This is a genomic window from Fulvivirga sedimenti, from assembly GCF_020328055.1.
Genome location: NZ_JAIXNE010000003.1, coordinates 378,109 through 392,180, shown reverse-complemented (window position 1 = coordinate 392,180; position 14,072 = coordinate 378,109). Strand labels below are relative to the sequence as shown.

The following is a 14,072-nucleotide window of genomic DNA, read 5'->3' as shown; positions in this document are numbered from 1 at the left end:
TCCTTATGAAGAAAGCTATTTTAAATATCTGTTATTCTTTTTCCGGGAATCCGTAAACTGACCCCCACATTGATCAGGTAATCGGCAAAAGCAGCATCACCATTCCTCGGATTTCCCGTTTCATCTTCAATTTCTTTATCGGTAAGGCTTTGCGGACGTTCGCGGCGTACCGCCACTGGTACAGAAAGCATTAAATTCCAGTTTCCGACTGTATAATTAATGCCAGGTTCTACCGACAGGACATTACCGGGTCTTCGGAAACCTTCACTCTTGCCGATTACATCGCTTACAGGAATGCCCTCATATCGAACCCCGGCCTGGAGGCTCATATGTGTTCCTGCCACGAACGATAATCCTGCCTGTACAGAAAACTGATCGGTAACAGACATGATTGCTTCATTTTCAAGCAGCGGACTGAGTGTTTCCCGGAAAGTACGGATACCATTGGTGTTTCTCGGATTGAAAAGGTAAAATCCCGCAGCATAGATGCTAGCCCTGGTATTCAGAACGTAATAGCCCTGACCCTGCAATATTAAACCGAACCCACCGTCACCGGGCTGAATACTTTGATCGACAGGTCGGGTTTCGGGAGAACCGTTCGGACCGACATTATAGAAGATATCCGAAGCATTGTAACTTCCGGTAGGTAATTTAACCCCAAATCCGGCCTGAAGATTAAAACTGCTGTTAATGAACGGATCAATAAGCCAGTAATTTGTATTGATGGTTACATCACCCATACCCCTGGAAAAGGTACTGTAGCGTTCCGATCGGCCATGTTCATATAAAGAAGATCTTGAGTTCAGAACAAGCGGAATGGTTACAGCCACCTGCCAGCGATCTGTGATGCCATAGGAGAGGAAATAATCAAACGAATGTGAATGATTGATCACCTCTGTATTATTCGTTACCCTGTCAGGTTCTTCTTCCGTACCTCTGAAATGCCGGAATGATTTGAAGTATCTGTAATTAAGGCCTGTCTGAAAGTCACCGCGGGTAGACGGATTTGATTGTCCATATGTAGGACTGCAGGTTGAAAAATGTCGTATTGCCACGCACCCCTGAGACCATGATTGGGCAGAGATGAGCACGAGTGAAAGTATAAGAAGGAATAACCTGAGACGCATGGAACGTTATGGATTACGATTATTAGACCAAGTTGAAGAGAATTCTGAAGGCGAAGGGTGAATGATAGGTTAATGTTTCTTAATGAAATGTTAATACCTTGAATAACTCGTGAAATAATTCTTACTTTTCTGTTATGCCGTACAGAATTACACGGGAAAAAAGCTATATCATCATGTTGGTGATCATCCTTTCGTTGGTCGGACTGGGTTTCATCCAGTATTTAATGCTACGCAGCAATCTCACTGTGTCTAAAGAAAAATATGATCAGCGTATAGCGGAAACCCTGGCACTCACGGGTGATGAAATTTACAACAGAACGCCTTTCAGTAATTTATTGTCGGCCATCATACGGCAGGACACGGTTACATTTCCTATTGGGTTGGATTCCCTGAAGTCTGCAGGATCTCAGTTTTACAGAATGTATCTTACTGACAGGCTGACAAGGGCGGGGATCTCCTCAACGTTTGAATTCGCAGTGAAGGATCGAATCAATGGAGATATTTACTTTTCTTCTGAACAATTTGAACAGGGGTTTCAGGAAGAAGGAAATTATAAGATACCTATTGAGGGTATTATCGCCTCAGACTGCCGGTGTGCCCCATATCTGAATATCCGGATCGTTGATTACAACCGGCAATTCTGGAATAACGTTTGGTGGTATGTTATTCCGGCAATAATATTTCTGGTGCTACTCACGGCTGGTTTTGTCTTACTCATTCGTATAGTAAGGGAACAACGATTTTTGAATGAGGTAAAGAACGATTTCATCAATCACCTGACGCACGAAATCAAAACCCCGGTTTTTGCGTCCAGTCTCTCGTTGAAGATACTTGAGCAGAAATCAGGTCCGGATCTGATGCCTTATATCCAAACTGCGCGTACCAAGATAGAATTTGTGAAGATGAATGTCGAAAAAATTCTTGAGTTGGCCTCTCTTGAAAATTCAAACAAGGTGTTGAAGCTGGAAACCATAGAAACAGCAAAGCTCGTCGGGGAATCGGTAAAAAACATTCAGGAGTTAAATCCGGAAAGAGAGTTTATAGTACAAAGTGAATGCGATTGCGAGGTCCTGGCAGATTCATACCATTTGAAGAATGCCGTGATTAATTTGCTTGAGAATGCCATCAAATTTAGTAACGACAGGATTGAAATTGGCTGTGAAGCCGCAGATTCAATGGTCCGGATTTCAATTCGGGATTATGGTGAAGGAATTGATCCTGAATTGCGCGATGATATATTTAAAAAGTTTTTTCGGGCCCGAAATGGAGTTCCGGGATTTGGGATTGGTCTGAGCTACGTAAAACAGGTCGTTTCTATGATGGGAGGGAGCATCAGCATTGAGAGCACGCCAGGCAGAGGAAGTTTATTTACCATTCATATTCCAAAATCCAGATGAATTATCACATTATACTGGTAGAAGATGATAAGGATGTCGGGTATATGTTATCTGAATACCTGAAATTAAAGGATTTTAGTGTGAAATGGGTAAGTCACCCGGATGAGGCGATTGCCTGTATTCGTATGAACCCGGTTCATCTGGCAATTTTGGATGTTACCTTGCCGGTAATGGATGGTTTTGAACTGGCAAAAAGGATACGTGCTGCAAAGCCCGCAATCCCGTTGATTTTTCTGACGGCACGATCGCTGAAGGTGGATGTTTTAAAAGGTTTTAACCAGGGTGCAGATGATTATATTGTAAAGCCGGTCGATGAGGAGGAGCTTGTGGCCAGAATACACGCGGTATTAAAGCGGTATGAAAGGGTTTCAGGAAAAGCGGCAGATCAGATTGAATTCAGGGGTGTATCTCTGAACATAGCACGGCAGGAATTGATGATGGGCAATGAAACCGTAAAGCTCACGGGCCGTGAAGTCCAGCTTCTTGAATTGTTTTTTAAATCCCCCGGAGACCTGGTACTAACCGAAGATATATTACGGTCAATTTGGGGGGAAAATGATTTTTTCAACAGACGCAGTATGGATGTCTTCATTTCCCGTCTTCGAAAAAAACTAAAGCCTGCAAATATCCATATTGAAAACATTCACGGGAAAGGGTTTATCCTGAAGCCTCAGGAGTGATTATTTTCTTGGACATTTCTTGCAGTAGCGCCCCTTTTTCTTGAATTTCTTACAACACTTTTTCATCTCACACTCAGAGGAACACATCAGGTTCTCACGGGAAAAAAAACCTTCAAGGGAAGTATCTTCAGGGAAAAATGTATCGTTCATTTTATTTAGACTAAATCTAAATACAATAATAATTCATATTGCCTGAATCCCGAAATGTTTTTTAAATTATTTCGTTTTATAACCTGCATAGTCTTCCGCTTGCTTTATTTCAGGAAACTTGGCAATATTGGTTTTAATCCAATATAAAAAACTCCCTTGAATATCTCAGATCGAATTGCAGAGGAATACAGGTCCAGGTTTGGCGATTCTTCAATTGTCGTAAGTGCACCAGGACGTATCAATCTGATCGGTGAACACACCGATTACAACAACGGATTTGTATTACCGGCTGCGATACATCAATCCGTTTATATTTGTGCGGGATTTTCTGAAGGAGATGAGTGTACACTCGTTGCGCTCGATCTGGACAAGACATATCAGTTCCGCCTTGGTGAATTCGCTTCTGTGGGCGGATGGCAGGATTATATCCTGGGCGTTCTGCATGAATTTATGCAGAAATTTACCATTGATCGTGGTTTTAGTATGGTGATTTCAGGGGATATTCCGCAGGGGGCTGGATTGTCTTCGTCTGCAGCCCTTGAATGTGCCGGACTGATGGCACTTTCCAATCTTTACCAGGTACAATTAGCACCGCTCACAATGGCCCGGATGGCCCTGAATGCGGAACGTTCCTTCGTTGGGCTTGACTGTGGCATCATGGATCAGTATGCATCCGTTTTCGGGAAAAAGGACCATGTTCTTCTTATCGATTGCATGAATGAAACGCACCGCGAGGTTCCTCTTCAATTACGGGAATACTGCTTGCTTTTGTGTAATTCAAATGTGGCTCATGAGCTGGCTGATTCAGCCTACAATGAACGAAGGAAGCAGTGCAGGAACGGTGTGGACATAGTTCGTAGGGAATTTCCACATGTTACTTCTTTGAGGGAAGTTTCTCTGGAAATGCTTGAACGGACCAAAGGAAATATGGATCCTGTGGTTTACAGGCGGTGCGCGTATGTGATCCGTGAAAATAACCGAGTGCTGCGTGTTGTAGATTACCTGCAGGCCGGAGATCTGCCGGATGTCGGACAGCAAATGTATGAAGCACATGATGATATGAAGGTAAACTATGAAGTCACATGTGATGAAACTGATTTCCTGGTTGAACTGGCTCATTCAAGTGGCAAAGTTTTAGGTGCACGGCAGATGGGAGGTGGTTTTGGCGGATGTACGATCAATATTATTAAGAATGAAGATGTGAATGCCTTTAGCGACCTTGTAATTTCTGAATATGTTAAGAAATTTGGTAAAACGCCCACTTTTATAACCGCAGAGACAACAGATGGCACCCGTGAATTGTAAATTATGAGCCAACTCTTTGAAGAACCCCACCGCAGAAAAAATCCCCTGACTAACGAGTGGGTATTGGTATCACCGCAGCGCATGAAACGCCCGTGGCAAGGACGAACCGAAACAATTGCTGCCCAGGGCCCTGTGGCCTATGACAGCACCTGTTATTTATGTCCCCGAAACACCCGGAACAACGGAGAGATCAATCCCGATTATTCCGGCACCTTTATTTTTGATAATGACTTTCCTGCTCTCCTTAACGGTGGATCGGAGGAGCATTGGTCGGACGGACTTTTAGAAGCCACCGGCAACCCGGGAATATGCCGGGTTATCTGTTTTTCGCCGGACCATAGTAAAACGTTGGCGGATATGTCGGTAAATGAGATCAGGAAGATCGTAACGGCATGGATGACTGAATATAAACAGCTTGCAGCTATTCCTGGCATACGAAATATTCAGATCTTCGAGAATAAAGGTGAAATGCTGGGATGCAGTAATCCACATCCGCACGGTCAAATATGGGCGGAATCTTCGGTGCCCGTTGAAATTGAAAAAAGAATTTTTACCCAGGCGCACTATTATAAGGAGAAGGGGCGCTCCATGCTTTCGGATTATCTTCATACCGAATGGGAGAAGGAAGACCGGATCATAACCAGGAATGAACATTTTACGGCGCTGGTTCCTTTTTGGGCTGTCTGGCCGTACGAGGTAATGATTATTCCCCACAGGCACTTTGCCCGGATCACGGATATGGATGAGGCGGAAGGAGACGCATTTGCCTCAATCCTCCAGGAAACCACTGTGCGCTTTGATAATTTATTCCAGACGTCTTTTCCCTATTCCGCAGGAATGATGAATGCTCCTGTTCGTACTGCAGGCACCGACGGATGGCATTTTCACTTTTCATTTTATCCGCCACTTTTACGTTCCGCAACGGTCAGGAAGTTCATGGTGGGCTATGAAATGTTCGCAAATCCCCAGCGGGATATCACAGCTGAGTATGCCGCACAGGTATTACGGGAGCAATCCACTGTTCATTTTAAAACAAAGTCTGTATAAATAAACAACCACTTGTAAAGCGGCCGGTTTAAATAAGATTAAATATTTATATATTGGGCGAGTTTCATCTTAATATTCACATATGGCATTATCAACGATCGACTGGGTAATTGTAGGAATATTTTTCACAATCGTATTGGGAATCGGATGGGTTGCTTCGCGAAGCGCCGGAAAAAGTACGAGTGAATTCTTTCTGGGAGGCAGGGGCATGCCATGGTGGTTGCTGGGTATTTCGATGGTTGCCTGTACGTTTTCGGCTGATACACCTAACCTTGTGACGGGTATGGTTCGTGAAGATGGTGTAGTTAAGAACTGGGCATGGTGGGCGTTCCTGATCACCGGGATGGTCACGGTATTTATCTATGCCCGTCTCTGGCGGAGATCGAATGTGATGACCGACCTGGAATTCTATGAAATACGCTATGGAGGGAAACTTGCTTCGTTTCTGAGAGGTTTCAGATCCCTTTACCTGGGAATATTATTCAACTGCCTTATTATGGGCTCGGTCACGCTGGCTGCCATTAAGATAGGAGGGGTTATGCTGGGTTTAACGCCTGTAACCGTGGTTGTCGGAGCCTCCATTGTGGTTGTCCTTTATGCGGCCCTGGGAGGAATTAAAGGAGTGATCTGGGCTGATTTCTTTCAGTATGGAATGGCTATGCTGGGTGCGGTGATGGCCGCCGTCGTGGCGATTGAACAGCCGGAGATCGGCAGTCTTGAAGCACTGTTCAATCACCCGAATGTTGCCGGAAAACTCGATATTATGCCTGACTTTTCAGATGCTTCGGTGTATATACCATTATTGATCATTCCAATCGCCGTTCAGTGGTGGGCAGTTTGGTATCCGGGTGCAGAACCAGGCGGAGGTGGCTATATCGCCCAGCGGATGTTGTCGGCTAAGGACGAAAAGAATGCCATCGGAGCCACACTACTATTTAATTTCGCGCATTATGCCTTAAGACCCTGGCCATGGATTATCGTGGCGCTGGCTTCACTGATCATATTTCCTGATCTGGCATCCATTAAGGCTGAATTTCCAAATATCACTGACCAATACCTGGGAAATGACGTAGCCTATCCCGCTATGTTAACAAGACTCGGGCCGGGATGGCTCGGACTGGTGGTGGCTTCTTTAATTGCTGCCTACATGTCAACGATTGGGACTCACCTTAACTGGGGTTCCAGCTATGTGGTGAATGATTTTTATAAAAGATTTGTCAATCCGGAAGCCACTGAAAAGCAAATGGTACGGATGGGAAGGATTTCAACTGTTGTGCTGATGATTATCTCGGCGACATTCTCGCTTACCTTCCTGGAAGATGCGACCCAGGCATTTGATATTCTGCTGCTTTCAGGCGCAGGTACCGGCCTGATCTATATCCTTCGGTGGTTCTGGTGGAGGATAAACGCACTTACAGAAATTGTTGCGATGGTAGTTGCCACACTGATGGCCGTGATCATGGTGCTGGTCGTGGAAGATTCGGCTTTTGAAGGGCAGCTGCTGGATCCGTTTACGATCAAGCTGCTGATCACTGTCGGAGTCGTTACCATCACCTGGCTGCTCACCACGCTCTCTTCTCAACCTGAAAACAAAGAAACCCTTCGGACTTTCTACCGACTTACCCATCCTGGCGGACCGGGCTGGAAGCGTGTAATCGAGGAGGCTAAAGCAGAAGGTATCGAAATCAATCAGGCAGAAGAAGGTAAAGCATGGGAAATGCCCAAGCAGATCCTGTTGGTCTTCCTGGGATGTATCGCCATCTATTCGAGTCTTTTCTGTATTGGAGGCATCATCTACAGTGATTTTTCCAGAGCCGGAATTCTTGGAGTAGTTGCGGCTGTGTCGACGGTCTTCCTCTTTAGAATATTGAGAACGCTGCGACTTTCAAAATAGAGTAGTACAGAAATAGGACCTGCATGCTACAGCATGAAGCTGAACCCGTTCTTGCGGTGGTTTTCATAGATGGTCCTGTCAAAAGAATATAGTTGGGCGGCCCTGTGGGGTACGTCCGACTGTTTTTTTTCTGACTTTACAAGTAGATTCATCCGTTTGATCTTCCGCCTGAAATTGGATTTGTCTAATTGTGTCTGAAGCAGCGCCTCGTAGAGTTTTTGTATATCCAGGAGGGTAAACTCTTCGGGAAGAAGGTTGAAACCGATCGGTTCATGTCGTACTTTCTGCCGGAGATGTTCCTTGGCGGCATTGATGATCTTGCTATGATCATACAGCACACCGGGTAATTGATCTATCGGAAACCAACTCGCTTCCGCAGCGGTAAATCCGGGTATGAGCTCATATTCCTGCGGGTTAACCAATGCGAAATATGCGACGGTGATTACGCGCCTGGCAGGATAGCGGTCTACATCTCCGAAGGCACCCAGCTGTTCGAGGAAAATCTCCCGTATGCCTGTAAGTTCCTTCAATATTCGGTATGCCGCATCATCCAGGCCTTCCGATTCCCAAATCCAGCCTCCCGGAAGCCCCCAGTTACCTTTGCCAATCCCATCGGCATGTTTCACCAGCAACAGCTGTAATTGATCATCCCTGAATCCGAAAATCACACAATCAATGGATACAGTTCCGATAATCGCATGATCAGACATTTTTGAAGATTTCTTTTTAAGATTCACAAATAATACTTAACTTGTAGTCAATATGACCATAAGTTATAGAATTTTCCTAAAGAAAAAAAATGAGTGATCAAAAATACCTTCTTGGCATTGACCTGGGGAGCTCATCAGTAAAGGCATCCCTTGTCGATTTGGCAACAGGGAGTGCAGTCGCCTCCTGTTTCGAGCCTTCTGAAGAGATGCCGATTCATTCACCATCATCGGATTGGGCTGAACAGGACCCTGAGATGTGGTGGCAGAATACGGTTCGGGCTATCAGGAGAGTTACCGCGGGGCATCCGGGCAGTGCAGACCGTATTGAAGGCATTGGTATTTCATATCAGATGCATGGCCTGGTTCTGCTGGATAAAGAGGGCAGGGTTCTTCGTCCGGCCATTATCTGGTGTGACAGCCGGGCAGTAGACGCCGGAGATCAGCTCACAGAACAATTGGAGGAATCCTATTGCTTCGACACTTTGCTCAATGTGCCAGGTAATTTCACTGCATCAAAGCTTAAGTGGGTCATCGAAAATGAACCGGAAATTTTTGATCGTGTACATCGTTTCATGCTTCCGGGAGATTACATTGCGTACCGTCTTACTGGCGAATATTCCACCACATCCACAGGTTTATCGGAGGGCATATTCTGGGACTTTGAATCCTGGCAAATATCAGGACCTGTGCTGGATGTTCTGGGGGTAAAACGCGGGCTTGTGCCGGACCTGGTTCCGGAATTTGGTCTTCAGGGACGCATGGGAGAAAGTGCAGCAAAAGAACTCGGCATGCAGGCCGGTGTTCCCATCGGATATCGTGCAGGTGATCAGCCCAACAACGCGCTTTCATTAAAAGTCTCCGAGGCAGGCCAGGTAGCTGCGACAGCCGGTACTTCCGGGGTTATTTACGCGGTTACAGATATTCCTTCAGGTGACAAGCTTTCAAGGGTAAATACATTTTTACACCCATCCCAGGCAGGCAAAAAATATGGAATCTTATTGTGTGTAAACGGAACCGGGATCGCCTACAACTGGATCAGGCGCATCAGTGCAGATTCTGGCAAACCCTACGACGAACTCAATCAGATGGCGGGAGAAATTAATCCCGGATCCGACGGACTCCAATTCTTTCCATTTGGTAATGGGGCAGAGCGGATGCTATCAAATAGAAAGATGGATGCGGCTCTGCTGGGAATTAATTTTAACCGACATTCAAATGCGCATATTTTCAGGGCAGTTCAGGAGGGTGTTTGTTTCGCAATGTACTACGGTTTTGAGGTCTTGGAGTCACTCGGAAGCAAGCCATCTGTCATTCGAGTTGCAGATGCCAATATGTTCAAGAGCCCGATATTTTGCCAGCTGTTTACCGACCTCACCAATTGTCGTGTGGAGTTGTACGATACTGATGGGGCGCGTGGTGCAGCGTTGGCTGCAGGTGTCGGATTGAAATATTATCCTTCGATGCAGGACATACCTCTAAAACTGAAAAAAACTTATTTACCGAGTGATGCAGGCAGGTCTGAATACCTGAATTTATATCAGGCCTGGAAGAAAATACTTATTGAAAAACTAATAAAAACACTATGAATATTGTAACAGGAGACAAAGAGTACTTCAAAGGTATCGGTAAGATCCAGTTTGAAGGCAAAGATTCAGATAACCCCTTCGCATTTAAGTATTATAATCCATCACAGGTTGTGGCAGGCAAAACGCTCGAGGAGCATTTGCGATTTGCTGTGGCTTACTGGCATACCTTCTGTGGTACGGGAGGGGATCCCTTCGGAGCGCCTACAAAAGACTTTCCCTGGAATGTGGGAAGCGATGCCAATGTGATTGCGCGCCAGAAAATGGATGCTGCTTTCGAATTCATTTCTAAAATTGGCATTCCCTTTTACTGTTTCCATGATTATGACCTGGTGGATGAGGCTTCTACACTGAAGGAGTCAGAAGATCGTCTCGATAAGATCACTGCCTATGCTGCAGAGAAGCAGAAGGAATCCGGTATACGATTGTTGTGGGGAACGGCGAATCTTTTCGGTCATCCGCGATACATGAACGGTGCGGCGAGCAATCCGGATTTTCAGGTTGTTACACACGCCGCCTTCCAGGTACGTAATGCAATAGATGCTACCATCAGGCTGGGTGGCGAGAATTATGTATTCTGGGGTGGACGTGAAGGATATATGAGCCTGCTGAACACAGATATGAAACGGGAAAAGGAGCATATCGCCACTTTCTTTACCAAGGCAAGGGATTACGGACGATCACAGGGATTTAAAGGAACCTTCCTGATTGAGCCAAAACCCATGGAGCCCACCAAGCATCAGTATGATTTTGATGCGGCAACCGTGATCGCATTTTTGCAGGAATTTAATCTGATGGATGACTTCAAACTTAATATTGAAGTGAATCATGCGACCCTGGCCAGCCATACCTTCCAACATGAGTTACAGGTTGCGGCAGATGCAGGGGTACTTGGAAGCATTGATGCAAACCGAGGTGATTATCAGAACGGCTGGGATACCGATCAGTTTCCGGTGAATATATATGAGCTGGTTGAAGCGATGCTGGTTATTTTATCCAGCGGAGGGTTCACCACCGGCGGAATTAATTTTGATGCAAAAACCAGGCGAAATTCCACCGATCTGGAAGATATCTTTCATGCGCATATCGGAGGAATGGATGCATTTGCACGGGCTTTGCTCATTGCAAACCGGATACTGACTGAATCACCCTATCCTTCAATGCTTAAAAATCGGTATGCTTCATTTGATTCCGGTCCGGGAAAGGATTTTGAAAATGGAAACCTCGACCTGAAGCAGCTGGCGAATCTGGCAATGGAAATGGGAGAACCCGCAAAAATCAGCGGTCAGCAGGAGCGCTACGAAAACATTCTGAATCAATATATGTAGGTCAGTTCACCGTACCTCAATTATCAGGTATTTCCATGATGATTGTCACGGCATTTGATACAGGTTTTGGGCAACTTCAACCATACTCAAATGCCCAATTATTATGGAAAAATATGTTTATAAATTCGGAAACGGAACCGCTGACGGTCATTCTGGAATGAAAGACCTGCTGGGCGGCAAGGGAGCAAACCTGGCTGAAATGGCCAGAATTGGAATTCCATTGCCTCCCGGATTTACTATTACCACTGATGTATGCAAGCTCTTCCAGCAAAAAGGGAGGGATGCAATACATGATATGATATTCGATCAGGCCCTTGATGGCCTGCATTTCATCCAGGATGTTATGGGCACTGATTTTGGAAGTAGCGAAAATCCATGTTTGCTATCTGTTAGATCCGGTGCCAAACAATCCATGCCTGGAATGATGGATACGGTTCTTGATATTGGTATGAATGATGAGGCAGTTGAAGGTCTTGCCAAACTCACAGGGAAAGACCACTTCGCATGGGATGCGTACCGACGCCTGATTCAGATGTACGGGGATGTTGTAATGAAGGTGGTAGATGAACACGGTGAAAATCCCTATGAAACCGTTCTTGAGGAACAAAAGCGCAAATACGGAAAGCGTTATGACAAGGATCTCACTGTAGATCAGTTGAAAGAGCTTGTTCAGCTTTACAAGGAGACTACTGAAAAGTATGCCGGCAAACCTTTTCCTCAGAATCCCAAGGATCAGATATGGGGCGCTATAATGGCAGTGTTTGAAAGCTGGAATACACCCCGGGCCATCCATTACCGTGAAATTCATGGTATTTCCAATGAAGGAGGAACCGCGGTGAATGTACAGGCTATGGTGTATGGAAATATGGGTGATGAATCTGCTTCCGGCGTGGCATTTACAAGGAATGCAGCGACGGGAGAAAATGTTTTCAATGGTGAATACCTCATTGATGCCCAGGGTGAAGACGTAGTGGCTGGTATCCGTACCCCGCTTCAGATTACATTGAAAGCCTCAAGGAACTGGGCGAAGTTTGCCCACGTAAGTGAAAAGGAACGCGCCGAAGATTATCCTTCATTGGAAGAATATATGCCTGAAATTTTCCATCAGCTGATGGATATCCGTCAATTGCTGGAAGAGCATTTCAGGGATATGCAGGATGTGGAATTCACCATTCAGGAAGGACGTCTCTGGATGCTTCAGACCAGGACCGGTAAGCGAACCGGCAGTGCCATGCTTAAAATTGCCCGTGACATGCGCGAAGAAGGTCTTATCACCGACGAGGAAGCCTTGTTACGCCTGGATCCTGAAAAACTGAATGAGCTCCTCCACCCGGTATTTGAAGCCGGTGCATTGGATAAGGCTACTGTTATTGCCAATGGTTTGCCTGCATCACCCGGTGCAGCCACAGGAAAGATTGTTTTCTTCCAGGAAGATGTTTTTACCTATGTCGAACGTAAGGAACCCGTGATACTGGTTCGGATCGAGACATCTGCAGATGACCTGAAAGGGATGTACGCAGCGAATGGTATTTTAACAGCACGTGGCGGAATGACAAGCCATGCAGCTGTTGTAGCACGCGGATTGGGTAAATGTTGTATTTCCGGAGCAGGAGCCCTCACGATCGATTACCGAAATAAGACGATGACAGTAGGGGATAAGGTATATAAGGAAGGTGACTATATTTCACTGAATGGTTCTACAGGTAATGTTTATGAAGGTAAAATTGATACCGTTGAACCGGAACTTACAGGCGACTTTGAAGAGTTGATGTCACTTGCCGACAGCCATGCACGTATGAAAGTACGGGCGAATGCTGATACTCCGGATGCCGCTTCAGTTGCACGGCATTTTGGCGCTACTGGAATCGGTCTTTGCAGAACAGAGCATATGTTCTTTGAAGGAGACCGGATTGTAGCGATGCGTGAAATGATACTTGCCAACAATGAAGCGGGACGTGAGAAAGCCCTCAAAAAGCTTCTTCCGATGCAGCGGTTTGATTTTGAGGGTATATTCCGTTCAATGAAAGGGTATCCTGTTACCATTCGTTTATTGGATCCGCCACTCCATGAATTCATTCCATTTGAACTGGAAGAACAGACTGAAGTTGCAAAATCACTGAACGTACCTGTGGAAGAAATCACCCGGAAGGCGGAACAACTTCGTGAAGTGAACCCGATGCTGGGACACCGCGGTTGCCGACTGGGTAATACATTTCCTGAAATAACACGCATGCAGACCCGTGCGATTCTGGAGGCGGCACTGAATATTTCCGCCGAAGGGCTCGAAGTAACTCCGGAGATCATGGTGCCATTGGTAGGTGATTATAAAGAGCTGAAAATGCAGCGGGAAATTATTTTGAATGAAGCCAAAGTTGTTTTTGAAGAAAAACACGCTTCAATCAAATTCTCTATCGGAACAATGATAGAGGTGCCAAGAGCAGCAATTACAGCAGATAAAATCGCGCGTTATGCAGATTTCTTCTCCTTTGGAACGAATGACCTCACTCAGATGACCTTTGGATTCTCCCGTGATGATATGGGAACGTTTGTGCCGGAATATCTGAAGAAGGGATTATTGAAGGAAAGTCCGTTCAATGTGCTTGATAATGAAGGTGTTGGATATTTGGTTAAGACGGCTGTTGACCTGGGTCTGAAGACCAATAAAGAGCTGCATTTGGGTATCTGCGGTGAACACGGAGGTGATCCGTCTTCAATCGAGTTTTGCGACAGGACCGGTTTGGATTATGTGAGTTGTTCTCCATTCCGGGTTCCTATTGCCCGATTAGCCGCAGCACAGGCAAATCTGAAGCATTCTAAAAAAGAACTTCAGGATGCCTGACAAATCAGGGTG

Annotated in this window: 10 protein-coding genes; 8 read left to right on the top strand and 2 right to left on the bottom strand. The window is 45.7% G+C overall.

All coding sequences use genetic code 11. The features are described 5' to 3' along the window. Positions 1-20: 20 nt before the first annotated feature. Positions 21-1,127 (bottom strand): transporter family protein, encoded by a 1,107-nt coding sequence (locus tag LDX50_RS14005; protein WP_225697925.1) that lies wholly within the window; start codon positions 1,125-1,127, stop codon positions 21-23. 134 nt (positions 1,128-1,261) lie between these two features. Here LDX50_RS14005 and LDX50_RS14000 point away from each other — a divergent pair, with 134 nt between their 5' ends. From LDX50_RS14000 to LDX50_RS13980, 5 genes are all read left to right on the top strand, one after another. Then, a complete protein-coding gene (locus LDX50_RS14000; protein ID WP_225697924.1) occupies positions 1,262-2,524 on the top strand; it encodes a sensor histidine kinase in 1,263 nt (420 codons plus the stop codon). Then, on the top strand, positions 2,521-3,204 hold the full coding sequence (locus tag LDX50_RS13995) for a response regulator transcription factor (RefSeq protein ID WP_225697923.1): 684 nt from the start codon (positions 2,521-2,523) through the stop codon (positions 3,202-3,204). The genes LDX50_RS14000 and LDX50_RS13995 overlap by 4 nt, the downstream gene beginning before the upstream one ends. A gap of 306 nt (positions 3,205-3,510) precedes the next feature. Beyond that, positions 3,511-4,659, top strand: a complete 1,149-nt coding sequence (gene galK / locus LDX50_RS13990) for a galactokinase (protein WP_225697922.1) — start codon at positions 3,511-3,513, stop codon at positions 4,657-4,659. A gap of 3 nt (positions 4,660-4,662) precedes the next feature. Beyond that, positions 4,663-5,706, top strand: a complete 1,044-nt coding sequence (locus tag LDX50_RS13985) for a UDP-glucose--hexose-1-phosphate uridylyltransferase (protein ID WP_225697921.1) — start codon at positions 4,663-4,665, stop codon at positions 5,704-5,706. 82 nt (positions 5,707-5,788) lie between these two features. After that, the gene (locus tag LDX50_RS13980) at positions 5,789-7,600 is read left to right on the top strand and encodes a sodium:solute symporter family protein (RefSeq protein ID WP_225697920.1); all 1,812 of its coding nucleotides are present in this window, start codon (positions 5,789-5,791) and stop codon (positions 7,598-7,600) included. Between the two features lie 26 nt (positions 7,601-7,626). On the opposite strand, the gene LDX50_RS13975 is transcribed toward LDX50_RS13980, so the two are convergent. Then, positions 7,627-8,310: an NUDIX hydrolase gene (locus LDX50_RS13975; RefSeq protein ID WP_225697919.1), complete on the bottom strand. Its 684-nt coding sequence runs from the start codon at positions 8,308-8,310 to the stop codon at positions 7,627-7,629. Between the two features lie 89 nt (positions 8,311-8,399). On the opposite strand from LDX50_RS13975, the gene LDX50_RS13970 reads away from it, so the two are divergent. The 3 genes from LDX50_RS13970 (at position 8,400) to ppdK (ending at position 14,060) form a co-directional block, all read left to right on the top strand. Continuing rightward, the gene (locus LDX50_RS13970; RefSeq protein WP_225697918.1) at positions 8,400-9,896 is read left to right on the top strand and encodes a xylulokinase; all 1,497 of its coding nucleotides are present in this window, start codon (positions 8,400-8,402) and stop codon (positions 9,894-9,896) included. Further along, the gene (gene xylA / locus LDX50_RS13965) at positions 9,893-11,221 is read left to right on the top strand and encodes a xylose isomerase (RefSeq protein ID WP_225697917.1); all 1,329 of its coding nucleotides are present in this window, start codon (positions 9,893-9,895) and stop codon (positions 11,219-11,221) included. The genes LDX50_RS13970 and xylA overlap by 4 nt, the downstream gene beginning before the upstream one ends. Positions 11,222-11,324: 103 nt before the next feature. Then, entirely contained in the window at positions 11,325-14,060 is a 2,736-nt protein-coding gene (gene ppdK, locus LDX50_RS13960) for a pyruvate, phosphate dikinase (protein ID WP_225697916.1), read from the top strand. Positions 14,061-14,072: the final 12 nt, after the last annotated feature.

Bases quoted from the DNA above. Each gene is read 5' to 3' on its own strand.
- LDX50_RS14005 (WP_225697925.1), bottom strand. From the start codon at position 1,127: ATGCGTCTCAGGTTATTCCTTCTTATACTTTCACTCGTGCTCATCTCT.
- LDX50_RS14000 (WP_225697924.1), top strand. From the start codon at position 1,262: ATGCCGTACAGAATTACACGGGAAAAAAGCTATATCATCATGTTGGTG.
- LDX50_RS13995 (WP_225697923.1), top strand. From the start codon at position 2,521: ATGAATTATCACATTATACTGGTAGAAGATGATAAGGATGTCGGGTAT.
- LDX50_RS13985 (WP_225697921.1), top strand. From the start codon at position 4,663: ATGAGCCAACTCTTTGAAGAACCCCACCGCAGAAAAAATCCCCTGACT.
- LDX50_RS13980 (WP_225697920.1), top strand. From the start codon at position 5,789: ATGGCATTATCAACGATCGACTGGGTAATTGTAGGAATATTTTTCACA.
- LDX50_RS13975 (WP_225697919.1), bottom strand. From the start codon at position 8,310: ATGTCTGATCATGCGATTATCGGAACTGTATCCATTGATTGTGTGATT.
- LDX50_RS13970 (WP_225697918.1), top strand. From the start codon at position 8,400: ATGAGTGATCAAAAATACCTTCTTGGCATTGACCTGGGGAGCTCATCA.
- xylA (WP_225697917.1), top strand. From the start codon at position 9,893: ATGAATATTGTAACAGGAGACAAAGAGTACTTCAAAGGTATCGGTAAG.
- ppdK (WP_225697916.1), top strand. From the start codon at position 11,325: ATGGAAAAATATGTTTATAAATTCGGAAACGGAACCGCTGACGGTCAT.